Annotated in this window: 15 protein-coding genes; 7 read left to right on the top strand and 8 right to left on the bottom strand. The window is 71.1% G+C overall.

The features are described from left to right. The 3 genes from ACFRAC_RS15580 (at position 1) to ACFRAC_RS15590 (ending at position 3,388) form a co-directional block, all read left to right on the top strand. Complete coding sequence (locus ACFRAC_RS15580) at positions 1 to 552, top strand: winged helix-turn-helix domain-containing protein (protein WP_361343705.1); 552 nt, start codon at positions 1 to 3, stop codon at positions 550 to 552. 72 nt (positions 553 to 624) lie between these two features. Beyond that, positions 625 to 1,641, top strand: a complete 1,017-nt coding sequence (locus ACFRAC_RS15585; protein WP_382924415.1) for an SDR family oxidoreductase — start codon at positions 625 to 627, stop codon at positions 1,639 to 1,641. Between the two features lie 196 nt (positions 1,642 to 1,837). Beyond that, positions 1,838 to 3,388: a DUF1996 domain-containing protein gene (locus ACFRAC_RS15590; RefSeq protein ID WP_382924416.1), complete on the top strand. Its 1,551-nt coding sequence runs from the start codon at positions 1,838 to 1,840 to the stop codon at positions 3,386 to 3,388. Positions 3,389 to 3,457: 69 nt separating this feature from the next. On the opposite strand, the gene ACFRAC_RS15595 is transcribed toward ACFRAC_RS15590, so the two are convergent. After that, positions 3,458 to 3,889: a hypothetical protein gene (locus ACFRAC_RS15595; protein ID WP_382924417.1), complete on the bottom strand. Its 432-nt coding sequence runs from the start codon at positions 3,887 to 3,889 to the stop codon at positions 3,458 to 3,460. Positions 3,890 to 4,008: 119 nt separating this feature from the next. On the opposite strand from ACFRAC_RS15595, the gene ACFRAC_RS15600 reads away from it, so the two are divergent. From ACFRAC_RS15600 to ACFRAC_RS15610, 3 genes are all read left to right on the top strand, one after another. Further along, the gene (locus tag ACFRAC_RS15600; RefSeq protein ID WP_382924418.1) at positions 4,009 to 4,518 is read left to right on the top strand and encodes a tetratricopeptide repeat protein; all 510 of its coding nucleotides are present in this window, start codon (positions 4,009 to 4,011) and stop codon (positions 4,516 to 4,518) included. Between the two features lie 72 nt (positions 4,519 to 4,590). Further along, positions 4,591 to 6,519 carry a hypothetical protein gene (locus tag ACFRAC_RS15605; RefSeq protein WP_382924419.1) on the top strand — a complete coding sequence of 643 codons (1,929 nt, stop codon included), beginning with the start codon at positions 4,591 to 4,593 and terminating at the stop codon, positions 6,517 to 6,519. A gap of 90 nt (positions 6,520 to 6,609) precedes the next feature. Beyond that, the gene (locus ACFRAC_RS15610) at positions 6,610 to 7,299 is read left to right on the top strand and encodes a TetR/AcrR family transcriptional regulator (protein ID WP_382924420.1); all 690 of its coding nucleotides are present in this window, start codon (positions 6,610 to 6,612) and stop codon (positions 7,297 to 7,299) included. A 6-nt stretch (positions 7,300 to 7,305) separates the two neighbouring features. Here ACFRAC_RS15610 and ACFRAC_RS15615 read toward each other — a convergent pair whose 3' ends face one another. The 7 genes from ACFRAC_RS15615 to ACFRAC_RS15645 form a co-directional block, all read right to left on the bottom strand. Then, positions 7,306 to 7,662: a 5-carboxymethyl-2-hydroxymuconate Delta-isomerase gene (locus tag ACFRAC_RS15615; RefSeq protein ID WP_382924421.1), complete on the bottom strand. Its 357-nt coding sequence runs from the start codon at positions 7,660 to 7,662 to the stop codon at positions 7,306 to 7,308. Positions 7,663 to 7,756: 94 nt separating this feature from the next. Next, a complete protein-coding gene (gene pulA, locus ACFRAC_RS15620) occupies positions 7,757 to 13,162 on the bottom strand; it encodes a pullulanase-type alpha-1,6-glucosidase (RefSeq protein WP_382924422.1) in 5,406 nt (1,801 codons plus the stop codon). A 115-nt stretch (positions 13,163 to 13,277) separates the two neighbouring features. After that, positions 13,278 to 14,663 carry an alpha-amylase family protein gene (locus tag ACFRAC_RS15625; RefSeq protein WP_382924423.1) on the bottom strand — a complete coding sequence of 462 codons (1,386 nt, stop codon included), beginning with the start codon at positions 14,661 to 14,663 and terminating at the stop codon, positions 13,278 to 13,280. 135 nt (positions 14,664 to 14,798) lie between these two features. After that, positions 14,799 to 16,481, bottom strand: a complete 1,683-nt coding sequence (locus tag ACFRAC_RS15630; RefSeq protein WP_382924424.1) for a glycoside hydrolase family 13 protein — start codon at positions 16,479 to 16,481, stop codon at positions 14,799 to 14,801. Positions 16,482 to 16,648: 167 nt separating this feature from the next. Then, a complete protein-coding gene (locus tag ACFRAC_RS15635) occupies positions 16,649 to 17,560 on the bottom strand; it encodes a sugar ABC transporter permease (RefSeq protein ID WP_382924425.1) in 912 nt (303 codons plus the stop codon). A gap of 14 nt (positions 17,561 to 17,574) precedes the next feature. Then, positions 17,575 to 18,579 carry a carbohydrate ABC transporter permease gene (locus ACFRAC_RS15640; RefSeq protein WP_382924426.1) on the bottom strand — a complete coding sequence of 335 codons (1,005 nt, stop codon included), beginning with the start codon at positions 18,577 to 18,579 and terminating at the stop codon, positions 17,575 to 17,577. A 110-nt stretch (positions 18,580 to 18,689) separates the two neighbouring features. Beyond that, a complete protein-coding gene (locus ACFRAC_RS15645) occupies positions 18,690 to 19,961 on the bottom strand; it encodes an extracellular solute-binding protein (protein ID WP_382924427.1) in 1,272 nt (423 codons plus the stop codon). Positions 19,962 to 20,342: 381 nt separating this feature from the next. Between ACFRAC_RS15645 and ACFRAC_RS15650 the strand changes: the two genes are divergently transcribed. After that, positions 20,343 to 21,377, top strand: a complete 1,035-nt coding sequence (locus tag ACFRAC_RS15650; protein ID WP_382924428.1) for a LacI family DNA-binding transcriptional regulator — start codon at positions 20,343 to 20,345, stop codon at positions 21,375 to 21,377. The last annotated feature ends 143 nt before the right edge of the window (positions 21,378 to 21,520 follow it).

The raw sequence follows: 21,520 nt of genomic DNA on the forward strand, positions 1-21,520 counted from the left end.
ATGGCGACCACCCGTTCCCTGTCCTCCGCCCCCACGCTCCCCTCCCCCTCGTCGACCGGTGTCCGGCAGCATCTGCGTGCCGTCGACCGGGACGAGGTGATCGACGTCGCGGACCTCCTGCCGCCGGGCGCCACCTGGCTGCCCGCCCCCCAGCACTCCCTGCCGGCCCTGCCGGGGCAGCCGCCGATGGTCGGCTACCTGGTGCTCGTCCCGGCCGACCGGCAGCCGGCGCTCGTGCCGGCCGCCGAGCCCGTCGACGACCCGCTGGTCGCCATCGACCCGGTACGCCGCACCGCCGCCGTCGACGGACGTGAACTCGACCTGACCTACCTGGAGTTCGAGCTGCTCGCGCATCTGGTGGCGCACCCGCACCGGGTGCACACCCGCGACCAGCTGGTCACCACGGTGTGGGGGTACGGCCATGTCGGCGACGGCCGGACCGTCGACGTGCACATCGCCCGGCTGCGCCGCAAGCTGGGCGCCGAGCACCGGGACACCATCCGCACGATCCGCCGCGTCGGCTACAAGTACGCCCCGCCGGCGGGGCGCTGACCGCACGCCGCGCTCTCTGCCCTCGGCAGAGCGCCGTTCCGTCCCGCGCCCTGGGCGTGCAGAGTCGGCGGTATGAGACTTCTGGTGCTGGGTGGTACGGAGTTCGCGGGACGGGCGGTCGTGGAGGCGGCGCTCGGGCGTGGCTGGGAGGTGACCGTCCTCCATCGGGGGCGGCACGAACCCCCGGCCGGGGTGCGGTCGCTGCACGGCGACCGCACCGCGCCCGGCGGGCTCGCCGCCCTCGCCGGGGACGAGACGTGGGACGCCGTGGTCGACACCTGGTCGGCGGCGCCGCGCCCGGTCCGGGACGCGGCGCGGCTGCTGCGGGACCGCGCCGGGCGGTATGTGTACGTGTCGAGCTGCTCGGTGTACACGTGGGCCCCGCCCGCCGGGTACAGCGAGGAGGCGCCGGTGGTCGAGGGCGCCGACGCGGGGGCCGGGCCGACCGACTACGCGCGGGACAAGCGGGGCGGCGAACTGGCCGCCGTCGAGGGCTTCGGGGCCGGCCGCTCGCTGCTGGTGCGGGCGGGACTGCTCCTCGGGCCGTACGAGAACGTGGGCCGGCTGCCGTGGTGGCTGAACCGGATGGCGCGCGGCGGACCGGTCCTGGCGCCCGGCCCGCGCGACCTTCCGCTCCAGTACGTCGACGTCCGGGACCTCGCGGAGTGGATCCTCGGCGCGGTGGAGGCCGGGCTGAGCGGCCCGTACAACCTGATGAGCCCCCAGGGGCACAGCACCATGGGCGAGCTCCTCGACGCCTGCGCGGCGGTGGCCGGGCCGGACGCCGAGCTGCGCTGGGTCGACCCGGGCGTCGTCCTCGGCGCGGGCATCGAGCCCTGGACCCAGCTCCCGGTGTGGGTGCCTCCGGGCAGCGACCTGCACGACGCGCTGCACGCGGCGGACGTCTCCCGGGCCGTGGCGAGCGGGCTGCGGTGCCGTCCCGTCGCCGAGACGGTGGCCGACACCTGGCGGTGGCTCCAGGGCCTCGGCGGCACCGCGCCGCAGCGTGCGGACCGCACCGTCAAGGGCCTGGACCCGCAGCTGGAGGCGAAGGCCCTCGCGGCCGCCGAAGACGGCTCCGCCGCCTGACCTGCCCCTTCACCCGTCGTACGGGATCAACAACTCGCAGTATTGCAGGGGCTGTTGAGCACCCGCCGTACATATGAATCTGTGACGGATTTCCGGGACGGCTGAACACCCATGGGGCGCCCTCCGTATGAGAGGGCGCCGCTTCACTCCTGTCGGGCGCCTCGATGCCCCCGAAAAAGGAAGTCAGAGGAGTTCCATGGGACGCAACACAAGAAAACGCCGTACGCCACTGGCCACCAAGGCCATTGCCGCATCGGCGGCCCTAGCGCTCGGTGGGGGCGGGCTTGTCTGGGCCAACTTCTATGCATCGGCGCACGAGGACAACAACTCCGGCTGGAACCGGACCAAGTCCACGTCCGCACGCGTCGCGACGATCAACTGCCCGGACGTCGGCCAGCGGCTGACCAAGGTGCCGAGAAGCGCGCGCAGGACCGTCGCCAAGGAGCTGGCGCTGCTCGACCGGCAGATCACGGCGGCCTACACCCGGCTCGCGCAGACGCGGCAGGCGCAGGCGGGTGACGCCAACTACGTCGGCAACGCCATCCTCAGCCCGCTGAAGTCCAAGCGCGTCGCCACGCTCGACCGGATCCGCGTCAGCATCAACCGGGGCGGCGGGCAGGCCCCGCGCGATCTGAACCGGTGGGCGCAGTGCCAGGGCGTCCCGGCGGAGCAGCCGACCGGCGGCGGTCAGCAGGACGGCGGCCAGAACGACGGTGGCCAGCAGAACGGCGGGCAGCAGAACGGCGGCCAGCAGGACGGCGGGCAGAACGGCGGCGGACAGGACAACGGCGGCGGGCAGCAGGACAACGGCGGGCAGGCCGGCAACGGCCCCGTGGCGGACGACTTCATCAAGATCGAGGACGTCCAGCCGAACTCCCGCAACCTGCCCAACGGTCTGGCCGCGAACGGTGACGGCGGCTCGACCGGCAGCTTCACCACGCGGTGCGGCACCAACGAGAACGCGAACCGCAACTCGGACAACGTGATCGTGGCGCCCGGCGTCAGCAACGGTGCCCAGCACCAGCACGACTACGTCGGCAACCAGAGCAACAACGCCTTCGCGAGCGACCAGGACCTGGCCGGCGCGGACACCACCTGCCAGAACCAGGGCGACAAGTCGTCGTACTTCTGGCCGGTCATCCGGATCCAGGACGGTTCGCAGGACATCGACGCCGGCCAGCCCGGCGGCGGTCAGGACGGCAACGTCGGCAAGATCGTCGCGCCCGCCGAGGCCCAGCTGAAGTTCGTGGGCAACCGGACCGGCGACGTCGTCGCGATGCCGAAGGCGCTGCGCATCATCACCGGTGACGCCAAGTCCTTCGTCAACGGCCTGAACAACGCCAACACGGCCTGGAGCTGCACCGGCTTCGAGGACCGCCAGGTGACGGACAAGTACCCGATCTGCCCGGACGGCAGCAACGTGGTGCGCACGTCCAACTTCCAGAGCTGCTGGGACGGGCAGAACATCGACAGCGCCAACCACCGCACGCACGTCGCGTTCGTGCAGGCGGACGGCAGCTGCGCCAACGGCTTCAAGGCCATCCCGCAGCTCCAGGTCCGCCTGGAGTACGACATCCAGGCCCCGCAGATCGAGAACGGGCAGGTGCAGAACGCCTTCGCGATCGACTCCTTCCCGGACCAGCTGCACAAGCCGATCACCGACCACAACGACTTCATCAACTTCTTCGACGAGAACCTGATGAACCAGATGGTCGATTGCATCAACAGCGGCCAGGACTGCGACTAGTCCCCGGCCCACCGGAAAAGGCCGGCGGCGGGTAATACCGCCGCCGGCCTTTTCCGTGCTCGGTGAGGATCAGCCGTGGTGACCGCCCTTGTTGTGGCTGCCGCCGGGATTCATGTGCTCGGAGCCCTCTTCCATCGTTCCGCCGAGCTTGCCCTGGAGGGCCGTGACCGTCTTCTCCTGGCCGACGGCGACCCATTTGCGGCCGACGAGGTAGTAGCCGCCGTAGTCCTTCGCGCCGCTCAGCCACTCGGCCTGACCGCGGTCCGTGGCGAAGGTGGCGAGGATGTACTTGTCCTTGCCCGCCGTGCAGATCGCCTGCCGGATCTCGTCGGCGTCGGTCTGCATGTTCGGGTCGCACTTCGCCTTGGCGGCCAGCTGCTCCAGACTGCCGGTCGCCGTCCGCGGCGCCTTCGCCTCGTCGTCGCCGCCGGCGCCGCACCCGGCCAGCGCGAGCACCGCCACCGCGCCGGTCAGCGCGAGCATCGGTCGGGTCAGTCTCATCTCGTCCTCCGGTCCATGCCGCACAGAGCCCGGCCGGGCCCTCGTCTCCCATACGGCTGCGGTGTGCGATGCGCTCAAAACAGGAGGCTCTCACGGAACGGGTGTGCGAGGGTGATCCGATGGACCAGCACTGGGAGGACCGCGTCACCGCGGCATGGGCGAGTTTCGACGACTACCCCGAGGAGCGGGCGGCCGAGTTCCGCGCGCTCATCGACGCGCTGGTGGCCGAACTGCCGGAGGGCAGCCCGCTCGGCCCCTTCGAGCAGGCCTGCGCCTGGGACTCCACGGGACACTCGGACCGCGCCGTGCCGCTGTACCGGGACGCGCTGGCGCGCGGGCTGAGCGGATACAAGGGGCGTCGGGCCAAGATCCAGATGTCGAGCTCGCTCAGGAACGTGGGGCGGGCGGAGGAGGGCGTCGCGCTGTTGACGCCGGAGCTGGACGGGCCGTCCGACGAGCTGGACGACGCCGTGCGCGCGACGCTGGCGCTGTGCCTGTCGAGCCTCGGCCGGGACCGGGAGGGGCTGGCGCTGGTGCTGGGCGCGCTCGCCCCTCATCTGCCGCGCTACCAGCGGTCGATGGCGAACTACGCGCGTGCGCTCACGGAGCCGCAGCCGCAGGAGGCGTGACCCGGGCCGTCCGGGCACCGGCAGTGGCCGGGGCCGCGGTGACCAACCGCCGATTCGCTCGTTCTGCTGAACGTGCAGTCACAGGATGTCGCCTCCCGCCCCGCAGCCAGTTCGGTCGGCCCGGTCGTGGACGTCGAGCGGGCCGAGGCCGCGCTCGTCGAGCACTACCCGCGTCTGGTCCGCCTCGCCTACCTGGTGCTGCCACCGGGTCTCGGGCGCAACCGGCGCGTCCTGACCGCGCACTCCCTCACCCAGCGGGCGCTGCCCCGCGGCCGCTCGGCGCCGACGCCCGCGATCCCGGCCCAGTCGAGCGGCCGGGACGGCGACCCCGGGTACGCGTTCCTGCGCGCGCGGCTGCTGCGGGCGGCCCTGGAGGCGGGCCGTCCGCTGAAGCGGGCGGTCTGGCCCCGCCGCTCCCAGCTGCCGCCCCTGCTGCCCCAGGTCTGGGGCCTGCGTCTGTTCCCCCGGTCGGGCGGCGCCGACGAACTGGCCCTGGACCAGCAGCTGTCGGCGCTGTCCGCCCCGGCCCGCGCCGCCTATGTGCTGCGCGGCCTGGAGAAGCTGCCGGACGGCGGCGTACGGGCCGTCCTGGAGGCGGCCGGGGTCGAGGACCCGGACGACGCGCTCGACGAGGCCGACGGCGTGGAGGCGCGGTACGCGCTCCTGGAGTCCCCGGAGTTCGACCCCTGCTCGCTGCAGGCCCGGCCGACCGATCTGATGCGGCGCCGTCAGCATCTGCGGGCCGTGCTGGCCGCGGGGGCGGCCCTGCTGGTGTGCGGGGCGCTGCTCGGCCTGCCGGGCGAGGGCTGGGCGCCCGACGGCCCGGCCGCTCCCCCGTACGCGCGCAACCCGTCGGCGGAGGCGGCCCTCGACCCCGCCCAGCTGACGAAGGTGCCGGTGGCGGCCTGGCAGTCGTCCGCCCGCACCGACTTCTCGGTGTGGCCCGCGCGCGGCGACCTCACCGACGACTCGGCGCTGCTGCGCCGCGCCCTCGCGGTGTGGGCCCGCCCCGGTGAGACGGTCGCGGTGTCGGCGACCCCGGGCACCCCGGCGGGCGGCCCGCCCGGGGCGCCGCAGCTGCTGTACGCGGGCACCGTCGACTCGGTGCGCGTGGTGCTCCTGTACGACGGCCTGCGCGTGGCCCGTTACGCCGAGCCGACGGACGGCACGGCGGGCGCCGCCCTGGACTTCTCCCGTGTCGACGGCGCGACCCGGGCCGAGGCGAGCGCGGTGGTGCTGAGCCGCGCCGACGGCAACGTCCGCTATCTGCTGGCCCCCTGGGTGCGCGAGGCGGCCGAGCGGGACCTGGTCGAGCCGGGCTCCGGGGCGATGGGCCTCACGGTGACCGGCGGGGTCACCTCGCCGATGTCGAGCCCGGCGGCCCGGCCGGGCGGCGGTTCCTGCACCTCGTGGAACGTGCTGCAGGTGACGGACGGCACGGGCACCCGGCTGCTGACCGACCTCGCCGAGCTGGTCCCGGCGCGGCTCACCGCCGGGCGTCCCGGGCAGGCGCGGGACGTCACCGGGGCGCGGGCGCTGCGTGCCTGGGCACCGAACGCGTGCTGGCTGGGCGCCCTGGGCTCGGCGGGCGTGCGGTCGGTGAACGCCTGGCCGTACGCGCACCAGCCGTTGCCGGACGGCAGCGGTGACGGGGACTGGGTGTGCACGCGTGCCGAGACCTGGCGGGGCGGCGGCGAGCGGGTGCTGGCGCAGTTCCGTACGCCGGGCACCGCGCAGGCGGCGGTGGTGGCGAAGGCGCAGAACGTGCCGGCGTGCGGGCCGCGGGAACCGCATGTGCTGGCCGGGGTGCTGTGGAAGGCCCAGTCGGGCGGCTGGTACCTGCTGGCGGCCGGCGCCCGGGACACGGAGGCCGTCCGGGCGTCGGGCGGCGTGCGCGGCTCCTCCACGGGGAGCCTGCTGGCGCTTCCGGCGCGGCAGGGGGCGCGGGCGGAGCTGAAGGGGACGCTGGAGGACGGGCGGACGATCGGCGGCCTCAAGTGAGGGCCGGCGGGGGCGGGTCGGCGTCCTGAGATGAACACCCGTGGTCGGTCCCGTCCGTTCAGGGCCGGAATCGATCGGTAAGGTGTTCGTATGACTACCGGGGTACGCCGAAGAATGGGAGTCGACGAGCGGCGCCAGCAGTTGATCGGCGTCGCCCTCGAACTGTTCAGCCAGCGCTCGCCCGACGAGGTCTCCATCGACGAGATAGCGTCGGCGGCCGGGATCTCCCGGCCGCTGGTCTATCACTACTTCCCCGGCAAACTCAGCCTGTACGAGGCCGCGTTGAGGCGCGCGGCCGAGGAGCTGGCGGGCCGGTTCGTGGAGCCGCGGGAGGGTCCGCTGGGCGCCCGGCTGCTGCGGGTGATGCACCGCTTCTTCGACTTCGTCGACGAGCACGGGCCCGGTTTCTCGGCGCTGATGCGGGGCGGCCCGGCCGTCGGCTCGACGGCGACGAACGCGCTCATCGACTCCGTGCGGCAGGCCGCGTATGTCCAGATCCTTGCGCACCTGGGCGTGACGGACCCGCCCGCGCGGCTGGAGCTGGTGGTCCGCTCGTGGATCTCGCTGGCGGAGTCCACGGCCCTGATCTGGCTGGACGGCCGGCGTATCCCGCGCCGTGAACTGGAGGTCCAGCTGGTGCACGACTTCGCCGCGCTGGCCGCGGTGAGCGCGGCCCACGACGAGGAGATGGGAGCGCTTCTGCGCGGCGTGCTGGCGGACGAGCCGGCCGAGGGCCCCTTCAGCGACCTGGTCGGCCGGCTGGTCGCGCTGGCGTCGTAGCCGCGGTCAGCTCTCGTCCTTGCGGTACGACGGGTCGAGGTCGCGGACCTCGGCGGAGGCGTGCAGGGCGAGGCCCCCGGCGGGCCGCACATGGGTCCGCAGCAGGTCGAGCACGGCCTCGGTGAGCCGCGCCTTGGTCCCCTCGGTGCGGCCCGCGAGCAGGCCCAGGGTGACGTGCACGACGGCGTGCCCGGCGGTGTCGTCGCCGACCGTGGTGTCCTCGGTGCGGCGGAACTGTGTCTTGCAGGCGGGCGGCTTGGCGGCCGCGATGTCGACCACGGCGGCGTGCAGCGCCCGCGCGAACGCGGGGCGGTCGAAGTCGTCCGCCAGTTGCTGCGAGTAGTCGACGGTGATCTGCGGCATGGGCGCTCCTGTTCCGGGTCGGCGGCTCCCACCCTAACCTCGGCGTGCGAAGGGGCGGCCCGGTGACCGGACCGCCCCTTCGTTCAGCTCGGTGTCACCTGGTCCGGCTGAACACGGCGACCGTGCGGGCCGGGACGTCGAAGGTGCCGGAGCCCGCCGTGTAGGACGCGGACCTGACGACCGGGTCGGCGCCCTCGGCCTGGGCCGGGTGCAGCCGGTAGCCGGTGCCCGCGAGCGGGGCGACCTTCTGCTTCTGCCGCTCGGGCGTGGCGTTGAAGACGACGACGAGGTCACCGAGGCGCATGGTGATCACGCCGGGCGTCTCGTCCTTGCCGGACAGCGGGAAGGACAGCTTCGCCTGCACCTGGGCGGCGGTGCCGAGGGAGAAGGCGCTCTCCGTCGAACGGATCCGCAGCAGGTCGCGGTAGGCCGCCGAGGCGCCCTCGATCTGCGGGCAGCCGACCTTGACGCCGCCCAGCAGCGGCTTGGCGTACGGCCACTTCGAGGCGTTGTCAGCCGCGGGCGGCAGGCCCCTGCCGAAGCCGTTGCCGTCCGCGCAGTCCCAGTGGATGGCGTTGAACCAGTCGCCGCTGTCGTAGGAGTTGCGGTCCAGCGACTTGGAGCGCAGCAGGTCGGTGCCGGCCTGGGAGAGCGCCGGGCCCTGCGACAGGGTGGCCGTGGCCATGGCGAGCACCTGCATCCGGGCGCGGTCGGCCGCGCTCGTCCCGGCGGGCAGCTTGTACGTCAGCGCGTCGAACAGCGACTCGTTGTCGTGCGCGTCCGCGTAGGCGAGGGCGTCGCCGGGGGCGGCCGCGTAGCCGGCGGGGGCGCCGTTGTAGTCGACCTCGGAGCCCTTGACCTCCTTGCCGTCGGTGTCGGTGAAGCGGTAGCCGGCGAGGTTGCCGGACAGGCCGACCTTGATCAGGTCCTGGTAGTGCAGCAGGCGGGCCTTCTGCTCGGCCTCGGTGCCGTTGTTCTTCGACGTGTTGGGCTCGGTGTAGAGCCCGGACGCGAAGCCCTGGACGCCCGGGTCCTCGTCGAAGGGGCCGCCGCCGCGCACGGCGTCACGGGCGCGGTCGGAGAAGGTGGCGATGCCGGTGCCGGCCATGTTCTTCTGCGTGGCCTGGACGAACCGGGCGTCGTCGGCGACCTCGCCGAAGTTCCAGCCCTCGCCGTACAGGATGATCTTCTTGCCGTCGACACCGTCCTTGGCGAGGGTCAGGGCGTCGAGGGCCTTGCGGACCGCGAGGATGTTGGCCTTGGGGTGGTGCCCCATGAGGTCGAAGCGGAAGCCGTCGACCTTGTACTCCTTGGCCCAGGTGACGACGGAGTCCACGACGAGCTTGCCCATCATGGCGTTCTCGGTGGCCGTGTTGGCGCAGCAGGTGCTGTTGGCGACCGAGCCGTCGGCCAGGAGCCGCTGGTAGTAGCCGGGCACGATCCGGTCCAGGACGCTGGTGTCCGCCTGGCCGGCCGCCGCCGTGTGGTTGTAGACGACGTCCATGACGACGCGCAGGCCGTCCTCGTTGAGCGCCTTGACCATCTGGCGGAACTCGACGGTGCGGGTGGTGCCGTCGGGGTCGGAGGAGTAGGAGCCCTCCGGGACCGTGTAGTGGTACGGGTCGTAGCCCCAGTTGTAGGCGTCCTTCGCGGCGGTCTTCGCCACGCACTCCTGCTGCTGGTCGGAGTCGGCCGGCAGGGAGGCCAGGTCGCAGTCGGTGACGGCCTGTTCGGACTTCTTCTCGGGGATGGTGGCGATGTCGAAGACGGGCAGCAGGTGGACGTACGACGTGCCCGCCTCGGCCAGCTTCCGCAGGTGCCGGGAGCCGTCGCTGAGCTTGTCCCCGAACGCGCGGTAGGTGCCGCGGTCCTTCGCGGGGACGGTCTCGTCGGCCACCGAGAAGTCCCGGACGTGCAGCTCCTGGATCTGGGCGTCCTTCAGCGGCACCGCCTTCGGCTTGGTGTAGGTGGTCCAGCCGCGCGGTGCCAGCGAGCGGTCGCCGAGGTCGACGAGGACGCTGCGCCGGGAGTCGGTCGTGAGGGCCACCGAGTAGGGGTCGGTGACCTTGTTGGTGACGATCTTGCGGACGCTGGGCGCCCAGACCTTCACGACGTACCGGTAGGGCTTGTTCTTCCAGGACGCGGGTCCGGTGACGGACCAGACGCCGGTGCTGTCGGCGCGGTGCATGGCGACCGTGGCGCCGCCGATCTCCAGCTTCACCGAGTGGGCGGTGGGCGCCCAGACGGACAGCGTCGGACGGCCCTTGGCGAAGACCGGGCCGAGGTCGGCCTGGGTCGCGGCGCGGTAGAGGTCGTCGAGGACACCGGCGAGCTGCACACCGGTCGCGGCGAGCACGGCACCGTTGGCGGCGCGCTGGGAGGCGACGACCTGGCCGCGCAGGGCCTCGCGGACGCGGTCGCGGTCGCGCGGGTCGACGGACCAGGCGGTGTGGTCCTTCAGGTGCGGGAACTTCGCCTTCTGGGCGTCGGTGAGGGAGGTCTTCGCCAGGCGCAGCCACCGGGCGTCGCCGGTCAGGGCGCCGTCCTTCGCCTCGATGCCCCCGTCGCGGCTGTAGAGCAGCTGGGTGGAGGCGGCGCCCTCGGAGCCGTTCCAGACGACGGTGTTCCGGTCGATCCAGACGGCCTTGGAGGTGGTCGGGTCGAGCGCGGCGGCCGAGCCCGCGGGCTGCGGGAGCAGGTACTTCTCCTGGCCGCTCACCAGCCACACCTCGTGGCCGTTCGCCGTGAGGTCGAGCGACTGGTCGGCGGGCAGGTCCTTCTCGTCGCCCTTGTGGAGGATGTAGCTGAGGCTGGTGGCACCGTCGGTGAGCGGTACCTCGAAGACCGCACCATACGTATCAGTCTTGACCGGCTTCAGGGGGTTCGACCACTCGGTGGGGTTCGCGGCACCGGTCCAGGTGTGCAGTCCCCAGCCGTCGTAGTTCCCGTCGGCGCGGTGGTAGTGCAGGACGGCCTTGCTCTTGTCCGGGGCCGGGTAGTCGGCCGCGGGCCGCTCGGTGCGGACGGTGTCCTTGCCCTGCTCGATCCAGATCTCGCCGGTCTTGGTGACGTCGATCGTGCGGTCGGCGGAGACGTCCTTGGTGCCGTCCTTGTCGACGACCAGGAAGCCGACGCTGGAGGCGCCCGGCTTCAGCTTGACGTAGGCGAAGGCGCCGTAGGCGTCCCGGCCGGTGAAGGGGTGGCCGGCCGGCCACTCGGTGGCCTCGCCGTCGGCGAGGTCGCCCCAGGCGTACAGGCCCCAGTCGGCGTAGTCGCCGTCGGTGCGCTTGTAGTGGACGATCGCGTAGTCGCGGGAGGCGGCGGTGGGGGTCTCCGGGGCCGGCGGGGTGCCGGTCGTGGAGGACGCGGTGGCCGAGGCCGTGCGGCCTGCGGCGTCGACGACGACGGCCTTGTAGCGCAGGGCGGTGCCGGGCGCCACGTCCGCGCCGACGACCTGGCGGACCTTGTAGGGGGCGTGGTCGGCGGAGCCGAGGACCCGCCACTTGCCGTTGCCGGTCTGCGCGGCGAAGACGACGCGGTTGAGCTGCCCGCCGTCGACGTCGGCGGAGATCTCCACGGTGCCGGTGGCGCCCGCGGCGGGGGCCTTCAGGGTGAGCGTCGGCTCGGCCGCGGGCCGCGCGGGCCGTCCGGGGGCCTTCAGGACGATCGCCGCGCCCGCCGGAACGGTGACGGTGAGCTTCTTGTCGGCGTCGGAGCGGGCGGCGTCCTTCGTGCCGTGGAGGGCGGTGTAGGTGGTGTTCGCCGAGCCGACGGCGAAGGTCGCGGTGCGGGCGTCGTCCGCGTTGTTGAAGGCGACGACGTACTCGGTGCCCTTGCGGGCGTCGGTGCGGGAGAAGGCGTAGACGCCGGCGCCGTCGGCGGCGTACCGCTCGGTCTGGACTCCGTCGGCGAGGGCCGGGTTCGCCTTGCGCAGCTCGGCGAGGGCGCTGATCTGCCGGTACAGCGGGGCCTTGGTGTCGTAGGCGTCGGCGGCGTGGGTGCGGTCGGTGCCGATCTGGTCGTCGTCGAGGTAGTCGGCGGTCTTCGAGGCGAACAGGGTCTGGCGGGCGTCCTTGTCGCCGCCGGCGCCGGTGAAGCCCTGCTCGTCGCCGTAGTAGACGACCGGGTTGCCCCGGCTGAGGAACATCAGCTCGTTGGCGAGCCGGTCCTTCTTCAGCAGCTCGGCGTCGGTGGCCTTCGGGTTGTCCTGCTTGAGGAAGGACCCGATGCGGCCCATGTCGTGGTTGCCGAGGAAGGTGACCTGTTCGTAGGCGTTGGCCTTGTCGGTCGTGTACTTGTAGTCGTCGCCGAAGACGGACGCGAGCTTGCGCGCGCTGCCGCCCTGGGAGGCGTACTGGCGTGCCGCCTCCTGGAAGGGGAAGTCGAGCGTGGCGTCGAGGCGGCCCTGGGTGACGTAGGGCGCGGTGATGTCCGTGTCGGAGGTGTACACCTCGCCGAACATGAAGAAGTCGTCGCGGCCGCGCTGGGCGGCGTAGGAGTCCAGGGCGGTGGCCCACTGGGTCCAGAACTCCATGTCGACGTGCTTGACCGTGTCGATGCGGAAGCCGTCGATGTCGAAGTCGCGCACCCAGCGCTGGTAGATCTTCTCCATGCCGCTGACGACCTCGGGACGCTCGGTCCACAGGTCGTCCAGGCCGGAGAAGTCACCGTGCCCGGAGCTCTCCCCGGCGAAGGTGGAGTCGCCGCGGTTGTGGTACATCGTCGGGTCGTCGAGCCACGACGGGACCTTCTTCGTCGGGCCGGTGACAGGGGTGCGCGGGAAGGAGTCGGCGTCCACGGCGGGGAAGCGCCGGGTGCCGTCCGCGTAGTCGGCGTCGTCGAACGGCCGCCCGTCCTCGGTCAGGTAGGGGAAGGCACCCTTGGAGAGGTAGTCGTAGGACTTCTCCTCGTAGTCCACGACGTCGGCCGTGTGGTTGGTGATGACGTCGAAGAAGACCTTCATGCCCTTGGCGTGGGCCTTGGAGATGAGGGTCTCGAGGTCCTTGTTGGTGCCGAAGTGCGGGTCGACCTGGGTGAAGTCGGTGATCCAGTAGCCGTGGTAGCCGGCGGAGGCGTTGTTCCCCGTCCCCTGCACGGGCCGGTTCTTGAAGATCGGCGCCATCCAGATGGCGGTGGTGCCCAGGCCCTTGATGTAGTCCAGGCGCTGGGTCAGGCCCTTGAGGTCGCCGCCCTGGTAGAAGCCCTTGTCGGTGGGGTCGTAGCCGGTGGACAGGCGCGAACCGGTCAGGCCGCCCTTGTCGTTGCCGGTGTCGCCGTTGGCGAACCGGTCCGGCAGGACGAAGTAGAACTGCTCGCGGGTCGCGTCGTGCCGGGCGGGCTCGGCGGCGAGCTTCGCGTCGGACGGCGGCGCCGGCGGGGTCGCCGCCCGCGCGGCGAGTGGCTGGACGAGCGCTGCGGCCAGCGTGGTCACGGTGACCGCAGCGACCCGTCCGGCATGGGTGGTTCGGCGCCTCCACGGCGACGGCCATCTCGGTATCACAGAGGGGCTCCTTGCGATTGCGGCTCTTCGGGTCCGACCCCGCGCGACCGTATCGCCGTCGCAACGCTTACAGCAAGAGGCTTGAAACCACCGGCAAAAACTTTCAGTTGCCCGCTCAGCAGCCCGACTTGCCGGCGTATACGGCCAGGGCCGTGTTCGCGCCGAGGGTCGCGGTGAGCTGACCGGCGGAGTTCACCGTCACGGTGGTGTTGTTCTGCACGTTGCAGTACGTGCCGGCGGGCAGCGACGTCTGGTACGTGCGACTCAGCGAGCCGGACTCGTGGTTGATGGCCACGAAGCCCTTGGAGCCCCGGCCGAACGCGATGGCGTCGCCGCCGTTGTCCCACCAGTTGGTGACGGCCTGGCCGCGCGTGGCGTTGCGGAAGGCGACCATGGACTTGATCTCCGGCCAGTTGTGCTGGCACTTCCAGCCGTTCTGCCAGCAGGCGGTCACCGAGCCGCCGTTGGGCGGTCCGGCGTCGATGTCGGAGAACTCGTAGCCGGAGTTGATGTCGGGCGCGCCGTAGGGCCAGGCCAGCATGAAGACGTTGGCCAGGGTGTAGTTGGCGTTGTCCTTGTAGTTGAGGGTGGAGCCGTTGCGCTCGGTGTCGTGGTTGTCGACGAAGACACCGGCGCTGGAGCTGCTCAGGTAGCCCCAGCCCTCGCCGTAGTTCTTGAGGTAGGCGAGGTTCTCGTTGTTGAAGACCCGCTTGAGGTCGTAGGCGTAGCGGAACTCCTGGACGTCGCCGTTGCGGGTGTACTCGGTGGGCTGGACGGCCTCGCCGGAGCCGTAGATGACCTCCTGCTTCCAGTAGGCGTTGGAGTTGGACAGGCGGGACTTGATGTTCGCCAGGTCGGCGGTGTCGATGTGCTTGGCCGCGTCGATGCGGAAGCCGTCGACGCCGAGCGTGAGCAGATCGTTCATGTAGCCGGCGATGGCGCCGCGGACATAGTCCTCGCCGGTGTCGAGGTCGGCGAGTCCGACGAGTTCGCAGTGCTGGACGTTCCAGCGGTCCTGGTAGTTGCTCACCTGGGCGGTGCAGTCGTCGAAGTCGTACGACGAGTACAGGCCGGGGTAGGCGTACTTCGTGTACGACGAGCCGCCGGTGCCGGTGCCGCTGCCCGCCGCCATGTGGTTGACGACGGTGTCCACGACGACCTTCACACCGGCCGCGTGGCAGGTGTTCACCATGCTCTGGAAGGCGGCGCGGTCGCCGAGCCGTCCGGCGATCTTGTAGCTCACGGGCTGGTACGACGTCCACCACTGGGAGCCCTGTATGTGCTCGGCGGGCGGGGAGACCTGCACGTAGCCGTAGCCGGCCGGGCCGAGGGTGGTGGTGCACTCCTTGGCGACGGAGGAGAACTTCCACTCGAAGAGGACGGCGGTGACGTCCTTGGTGCCGGGGGGAGAGGCCGCCGCCTCGGTCGGGTGCATGACAAGGGTGGAGGCGGTGAGGGCCGACGCGAGTGCGGCCGCCCAGGGAAGGGATCTGCGGTGCATGTGGGGTTCCTTCACCGTTGAAGGCTCTTGCTGAAAACTTTCAATTACCTTGCGGTGACGGAGATGTTAAAGGCCCGCCGCCTGAAAAGGCAGCGGGCCGTCCGAAGTTGGATGAAAATTCTGGCAGAACGGCCGTCAGGAGGCCGCGGTCCACCACACCGTGGTGTCGCCCGGCAGCTTCGCCTCGCCGTCCGTCTCGGTGACCTCACCGCTGGCGAGCAGCAGCCGCCCGTACGCCGGGATCGTCACCGACTCGGTGCCGGTGTTCGCCACGCAGACGAACTCCCGGCGCCGGAACGCGAGAACGCCCTCGGGGGCCCGCAGCCACTCCACCGCGTCCCCGGCGCCGAGGTCGGGGTGGGCGCGCCGGGCGGCCAGCGCGGCGCGGTACAGCTCCAGGGTGGAGTCCGGGTCGCCGGTCTGGGCCTCGACGCTCAGCTCGCCCCAGCCCTCCGGCTGCGGCAGCCAGCTGCCGCCCGCGCCGAAGCCGTACGACGATCCGGAGCGCGTCCACGGGATCGGCACCCGGCAGCCGTCGCGGAAGCCGTCCTGACCCTCGCCGCGGAAGTACGCGGGGTCCTGGCGCACCTCGTCCGGCAGGTCGACGACGTCCGGCAGGCCCAGCTCCTCGCCCTGGTAGACGTAGGCCGAGCCGGGCAGGGCCAGCATCAGCAGCGTGGCGGCGCGGGCGCGGCGCAGGCCGAGCGCGCGGTCGCCGGCGGTGCGGATCTGGGTGCCCAGGCCGGGCGGGTTGGCGAAGCGGGTGGCGTGCCGGGTGACGTCGTGGTTGGACAGCACCCAGGTGGCCGGGGCGCCGACGGGGCGCATGGCCTCCAGGGTGCGGTCGACGACCTCGCGCAGCTCGGCGGCGTCCCAGTGGGTGGCCAGGTACTGGAAGTTGAACGCCTGGTGCAGCTCGTCCGGGCGGACGTAGTTCGCGGTGCGCTCGACGGTCGGGGTCCACGCCTCGGCGACGAAGATCCGCTCACCGGAGTACTCGTCGAGGATGCGCCGCCACTGCCGGTAGATGTCGTGCACGCCGTCCTGGTCGAAGAACGGGGTGACATCGTTGCCCAGCAGCCGCATCTCGTCGTGGGAGCCCAGGTCGGGCAGGCCCTCGGCCTTGACCATGCCGTGGGCGACGTCGATGCGGAAGCCGTCCACGCCCATGTCCAGCCAGAACCGCAGGATGGAGCGGAACTCGTCGCCGACCGCCGGGTGCTCCCAGTTGAAGTCGGGCTGCTCGGGCGCGAACAGGTGCAGGTACCACTCGCCGGGGGTGCCGTCGGGCTCGGTGACCCGGGTCCAGGCGGGGCCGCCGAAGATGGACTCCCAGTCGTTCGGCGGAAGCTCGCCGTTCGCGCCCTTGCCGGGGCGGAAGTGGTAGCGGTCGCGCAGCGGCGAGCCCGGGCCCTCGGCGAGGGCGCGCTTGAACCACTCGTGCTGGTCCGAGGAGTGGTTGGGGACCAGGTCGACGATGACGCGCAGGCCCAGTTCACGGGCGTCGCGGATCAGCGCGTCGGCGTCCAGCAGGTTGCCGAACATCGGGTCGACGGCCCGGTAGTCGGCGACGTCGTAGCCGGCGTCGGCCTGCGGGGAGGCGTAGAAGGGGCTCAGCCATACGGCGTCGACACCGAGAGCGACCAGGTACGGCAGGCGGGAGCGGACGCCTTCCAGGTCGCCCATGCCGTCGCCGTTGCTGTCGGCGAAGCTGCGCGGGTAGACCTGGTAGATCACCGCGTCGCGCCACCAGTCGCGGCGCTTGGCGACGGTGGCGACGGCAGCGGTCTCGGCCGGGGCGGTGGGGTACTGGCTCATGGCTTCCTTGATGCGGTGGGGGTCTCCCGCCCGGACGGTGGGTGTCACGGGCGGAGAAGGAGTCGTCGGGTCTGCGTCGTGCGCGCGCGGGCGGCGGACGACGAGGCGGCCGCAGTGACAGCGGGGTCGGATGGACACGGCGGCCGCCTCGGGTTCTCGGGGCCGGCTCAGCCCTTCGTGCCGCCGGCGGTGAGGCCGGTGACCAGGTTCTTCTGCACGAGGTAGAAGAAGAGGGAGACCGGTATCGCGATCAGCACGGCCGTGGCCGCCATGAGGTTGCGCTGGGCGTCGTGCTCGCTGACGAAGCTCTGCAGGCCGACGGCCAGCGTGTACTTCTGGTCGTCGAGCAGGAAGGTGGTGGCGAAGGCCACCTCGCCGAAGGCGGTGATGAAGCTGTAGAAGGCCGCCACCGCGAGACCCGGCTTGGCGAGCGGCAGGATCAGCCGCGCGAAGGTGCCGAACGGGGAGAGGCCGTCGACGCGCCCGGCCTCGTCGATCTCGAACGGGATGGTGTCGAAGTAGCCCTTGAGCAGCCAGGCGCAGTACGGCACCGCCGTCGAGCAGTAGACGAGGATCAGGCCGAGGTAGGTGTCGATGAGGCCCAGCTCCGAGAGGATCTGGTACATCGGCACGATCAGGACCGCGATCGGGAACATCTGGGTGACCAGCAGCACCCACATGAACTTCCGGTAGCCGGGGAAGCGCATGCGGGAGACCGCGTAGCCGGTGGTGGCGGCGATCATCACGCCGATCACTGTGGTGCCCAGCGACACGATCAGCGAACTCTTCAGCCAGTCGAAGAAGTTCGTGTCCGACAGGACGAAGGCGTAGTTGTCGAACGTCATCTTGGACCAGATGCGCCCGGGGTGCAGATAGTCGTCCTTGTCCGGGCCCAGGGACAGGAACACCAGCCACAGGACGGGGAACAGGGCGATCAGGCTCGCGACGGTGAGCATGCCATGGGAGGCGAGGGAGCCGGCGAGGCCCGGCTCACCGCGCCGGCGGGTGCGGCGGGGCTTCCTCTCCGTGCTCTCCGGTCCGGTCGCCGCGGCGGAGGTCTGGGCTGTGGTGGTACTCATGAAGAACTCCTGCCTCAGATCGCGAGCTGCTGCTCGTTGCGGTTCAGCCAGCGGCGGTAGAACGAGGTGAAGACGATCAGGATGCCCAGCAGCAGGATGCCGTAGGCGGCGGACTGGGCGAAGTCACGCGGTTGCTGTCCGAAGCCGAGGTAGTAGGCCCAGGTGACGAGGATCTGCGCGTCGGGCGCCGTGTTGCCGAAGAGGAGGAAGATCACGGCGAACTGGTTGAACGTCCAGATGATGCCCAGCAGCACCACGGTGGAGCTGACCGTCCGCAGGCCCGGCAGGGTGACGTACCGGAAGCGCTGCCAGGCGCTGGCGCCGTCCATCTCCGCGGCCTCGTAGAGGGAGGCGTCGATGGACTGCAGGCCGCCGAGCAGGGAGACCATCATGAACGGCACACCGCACCAGGTGTTGACCATGATCGCCGCGAACCGCTGCCAGAAGGTGTCCTCCAGCCACAGCGGGGCGGGCAGGTGCAGGGCCTCCAGCGCGGAGTTGATGACGCCGCCGTCCGCGAGCATGAACCGCCAGCCGAACACGGTGACGAATGTGGGCACGGCCCACGGCAGGACCAGGACGAGGCGGTAGACGGTGCGGCCGCGCAGCTTCTGGTTGAGCAGCAGGGCGAGGCCGAGGCCGATCGCGTAGTGCAGGACCACACACGCGGCCGTCCACACGATCGTCCAGATGAAGTGCGACCAGAAGCGGTCGTAGGAGGTGTCGCCCCAGAGGATGTCGGCGTAGTTGTCGAAGCCGATGAACTTGTACGTCGCCTCGATCTCGTTGACGCCGATCGTGCGCGCGGTGTTGAGGCTGTTGGCGTCGGTCAGCGTGAGGTACAGACCGTAGGCCAGCGGGTACAGCACGAGGATGCCGAGCACGACGATCACCGGGGCGATCATCGCGTACGCGTACCAGTGCTTCTGGTAGCTGTTCTTCAGGCGCTGCCCGAGCCCTGGCCGGGGCGCACGGTCACCGCGGCGCTTGCCCGTCGCGCGGTCGATGGCGACTGTCATGGTTCGACACCTTCTGGGAGTTCAGGAAGTCCGGGGAAGGACCGGTGGGACGGCCGGGCGGCCGCCGGATCGCCCCGCCCCAACAGGGCGGTCCGGCGGCCACGCGGGGCTCACTTGCTGAAGTCGGGCACCAGCTTGGCGATGGCCGTCTCGGCGGTGCTCAGGCCCTTGTCCAGGGACTCCTTGCCACCCGCGATCTTGGGCAGCTCGGTGTCGAGCGGACCCCACAGGGAGCTGTACTCCGGCAGCGCCGGACGCGGCTGGGCGGCGGCGAGGACACCCTGGTAGCCGGCGATGCCCGGGTCGGCCTTGACCTGGTCGGTGTAGGCGTCGTCACGGGTGGGCAGCGTGCTGTTCTTCAGCGCGATGGTCTCCTGCGACTTCGCCGACGTCATGAAGTTCACGAACTTCAGCGCGGCCTTCTGGTGGGCCTCGTCGGAGCCGGCGTAGACCGACAGGTTGTGGCCACCCGTCGGGGCGCCCGCCTTGCCGCTGGAGCCGGCCGGGACGGTGGCGATGCCCAGGTTGGACTTGTCCTTGAACGCGGAGCCCTTGTAGAAGTTCGTGATCTCCCAGGGGCCCTGGACGATCGCGGCGACCTTGCCGTTGACGAACGCGTCCTGGATGTGGGCGTACGCGTCGGCGGTCGTGTCGGCCTTGTGCAGGCCCTTGCCGTCGAACAGGTCGAGCCAGGTGCCGTACGCCTTCTTCGCCTCCGCCGAGTTGACGGTGATCTTCTTGGCGTCGGCGTCGACGGTGTCGGTGCCCTCGCCGTAGAGGAAGGACTGGGCGTAGTAGGCCTGGGTGGAGCCCCAGTAGCCGTCGACGCCGGTCTTGCCCTTGATCGTGGCGGCGGCCTTCTTGAGGTCGTCCCAGGTCTTGGGGGCCTCGGTGATGCCGGCCTTCTCGAAGAGCTGCTTGTTGTAGACCAGCGCGAGGGTGTCCGTGACGAACGGGACGCCGTACGTCTTGCCCTCGTACTTGGCCTGCTCCAGCAGGTTGGCCTTGAACTTGTCCTGCTCGGCGAGGGCCTCGGTGCCGTCCAGCGGCAGGAAGAAGCTCTTCTTCGCGAAGGCCGGGGTCCAGCCGACCTCGGAGCGCAGGATGTCCGGGGCACCCTTGGAACCGGCGGCGGTGTCGAACTTGTTCTGCGCCTGGTCGAAGGGGACGTTGACGTACTTGACCTTGATGTCCTTGTTGGCGGCCTCGAACTCCTTGACCAAGGCCTTGTACGTCGGCGCCTCGTTGGTCGCGTTGGAGGTGTCCCACCAGGTGATGGTCACCGGACCGCTCGAGTCGCTGCCGCTGTCGTCTCCGCCGCAGGCCGTCGCCGCGAGGGCGAGGGACGCCACCAGCGCGGTGGCCGCTATGCCACGCCGCATGAGTTCTCCTTGAGGGTGAAAGCCCGTGTGATGCGGGGGCGGCCCCGTCTGCCTGCCCCTGCTGTCGTGCCGACTGCGCCTTTGCGGCCGCCGGGCGACGAGAACGTAACAGCGATGCAATCCTTGCGAAAGACCTTGCAGCAAAAAAGTGCAAGGGAGCGCGGAAGTTATCCCGGCGTGACCGTCCAGCGACCGCCGTGAGACGCTTCCTTGCAGGGGTGGAGCGGCGCGCGGTCCACTTGTGCAAGACTCTGCAAGCTCTTGCTATGACTTCCACGAGGGAGCGCGATGACGCAGCAGCCCCGCACGGGCCGGCCAACGGGTCGCCCTCGGCGTCCGATTGGTGTGCAAGGCGGCATACGACAGGTACAGTCCAGTGCCGTGACCACACGGCTTGCCGACATCGCTGCTCAGGCGGGGGTGAGCGAAGCGACCGTCAGCCGCGTCCTCAACGGGAAGCCGGGCGTCGCCGCCACCACCCGCCAGTCCGTGCTGGCCGCACTCGACGTGCTCGGCTACGAGCGTCCGGTGCGGCTCCGCCAGCGCAGCGAGGGCCTGGTCGGCCTGATCACCCCCGAGCTGGAGAACCCGATATTCCCGGCGCTCGCCCAGGTCATCGGCCAGGCGCTGACCCGGCAGGGCTATACGCCCGTGCTGGCCACCCAGACGCCCGGCGGGTCCACCGAGGACGAACTCACCGAGATGCTCGTGGACCGGGGGGTCGCGGGCATCATCTACGTCTCCGGTCTGCACGCGGACACCACCGCGGACATGCAGCGCTACGAGCGACTGCGCGCCCAAGGCGTCCCCTTCGTCCTGGTCGACGGCTTCTCCCCCAAGGTCCAGGCGCCCTTCATCTCCCCCGACGACCGGGCGGCGATGTCGCTGGCGGTGACCCACCTCGTCTCCCTCGGGCACACCCGGATCGGCCTGGCCCTCGGCCCGAAGCGGTTCGTGCCGGTGCAGCGCAAGATCGAGGGGTTCGTCCGGACCGTGCAGGAGCAGCTGAACCTGGCGCCGGACGTCATCGAGCGGGACCTGGTGCGGCACTCCCTGTACACCCTGGAGGGCGGGCAGGCCGCCGCCACCGCCCTCATCGCCCGTGACTGCACGGCCGTCGTCTGCGCCAGCGACATGATGGCGCTGGGCGCGATACGGGCGGCCCGTCAGCAGGGACTGGAGGTCCCCACCGACATCTCGGTGGTCGGCTTCGACGACTCCCCGCTGATCGCCTTCACCGACCCGCCCCTCACCACGGTGCGCAAGCCGGTCCCGGCCATGGGCCAGGCCGCCGTACGGACGCTCCTGGAGGAGATCGGCGGAACCCCGGCGCCGCACAGCGAGTTCGTGTTCATGCCCGAGCTGGTCGTGCGCGGCTCGACGGCCTCTGCCCCCGGCGACCGCGCCCGCTCCTGAGGGCGTCCTTGTCGACCGAGCCGGATCGGTGAGCGGCGTCCGGCGCCGTGCGTCGCAAGGCCTCGGAGGGAGTCGATGCAGCGGGGGAATCGGCGACCGTAGGCAACGCGGCGAGGCGCGGTGCCGGACGCCGGCAGCCCGGC

It is taken from the genome of Streptomyces sp. NPDC056628, from assembly GCF_042792555.1.
In the GTDB taxonomy this organism is placed as follows: Bacteria; Actinomycetota; Actinomycetes; order Streptomycetales; family Streptomycetaceae; genus Streptomyces.

What these genes read in the sequence shown, in the direction of transcription:
- ACFRAC_RS15645 (WP_382924427.1), bottom strand. Translation starts at nt 19,961, where the DNA reads ATGCGGCGTGGCATAGCGGCCACCGCGCTGGTGGCGTCCCTCGCCCTC.
- ACFRAC_RS15580 (WP_361343705.1), top strand. Translation starts at nt 1, where the DNA reads ATGGCGACCACCCGTTCCCTGTCCTCCGCCCCCACGCTCCCCTCCCCC.
- ACFRAC_RS15585 (WP_382924415.1), top strand. Translation starts at nt 625, where the DNA reads ATGAGACTTCTGGTGCTGGGTGGTACGGAGTTCGCGGGACGGGCGGTC.
- ACFRAC_RS15630 (WP_382924424.1), bottom strand. Translation starts at nt 16,481, where the DNA reads ATGAGCCAGTACCCCACCGCCCCGGCCGAGACCGCTGCCGTCGCCACC.
- ACFRAC_RS15635 (WP_382924425.1), bottom strand. Translation starts at nt 17,560, where the DNA reads ATGAGTACCACCACAGCCCAGACCTCCGCCGCGGCGACCGGACCGGAG.
- ACFRAC_RS15590 (WP_382924416.1), top strand. Translation starts at nt 1,838, where the DNA reads ATGGGACGCAACACAAGAAAACGCCGTACGCCACTGGCCACCAAGGCC.
- ACFRAC_RS15615 (WP_382924421.1), bottom strand. Translation starts at nt 7,662, where the DNA reads ATGCCGCAGATCACCGTCGACTACTCGCAGCAACTGGCGGACGACTTC.
- ACFRAC_RS15610 (WP_382924420.1), top strand. Translation starts at nt 6,610, where the DNA reads ATGACTACCGGGGTACGCCGAAGAATGGGAGTCGACGAGCGGCGCCAG.
- ACFRAC_RS15625 (WP_382924423.1), bottom strand. Translation starts at nt 14,663, where the DNA reads ATGCACCGCAGATCCCTTCCCTGGGCGGCCGCACTCGCGTCGGCCCTC.
- ACFRAC_RS15640 (WP_382924426.1), bottom strand. Translation starts at nt 18,579, where the DNA reads ATGACAGTCGCCATCGACCGCGCGACGGGCAAGCGCCGCGGTGACCGT.
- ACFRAC_RS15595 (WP_382924417.1), bottom strand. Translation starts at nt 3,889, where the DNA reads ATGAGACTGACCCGACCGATGCTCGCGCTGACCGGCGCGGTGGCGGTG.
- ACFRAC_RS15600 (WP_382924418.1), top strand. Translation starts at nt 4,009, where the DNA reads ATGGACCAGCACTGGGAGGACCGCGTCACCGCGGCATGGGCGAGTTTC.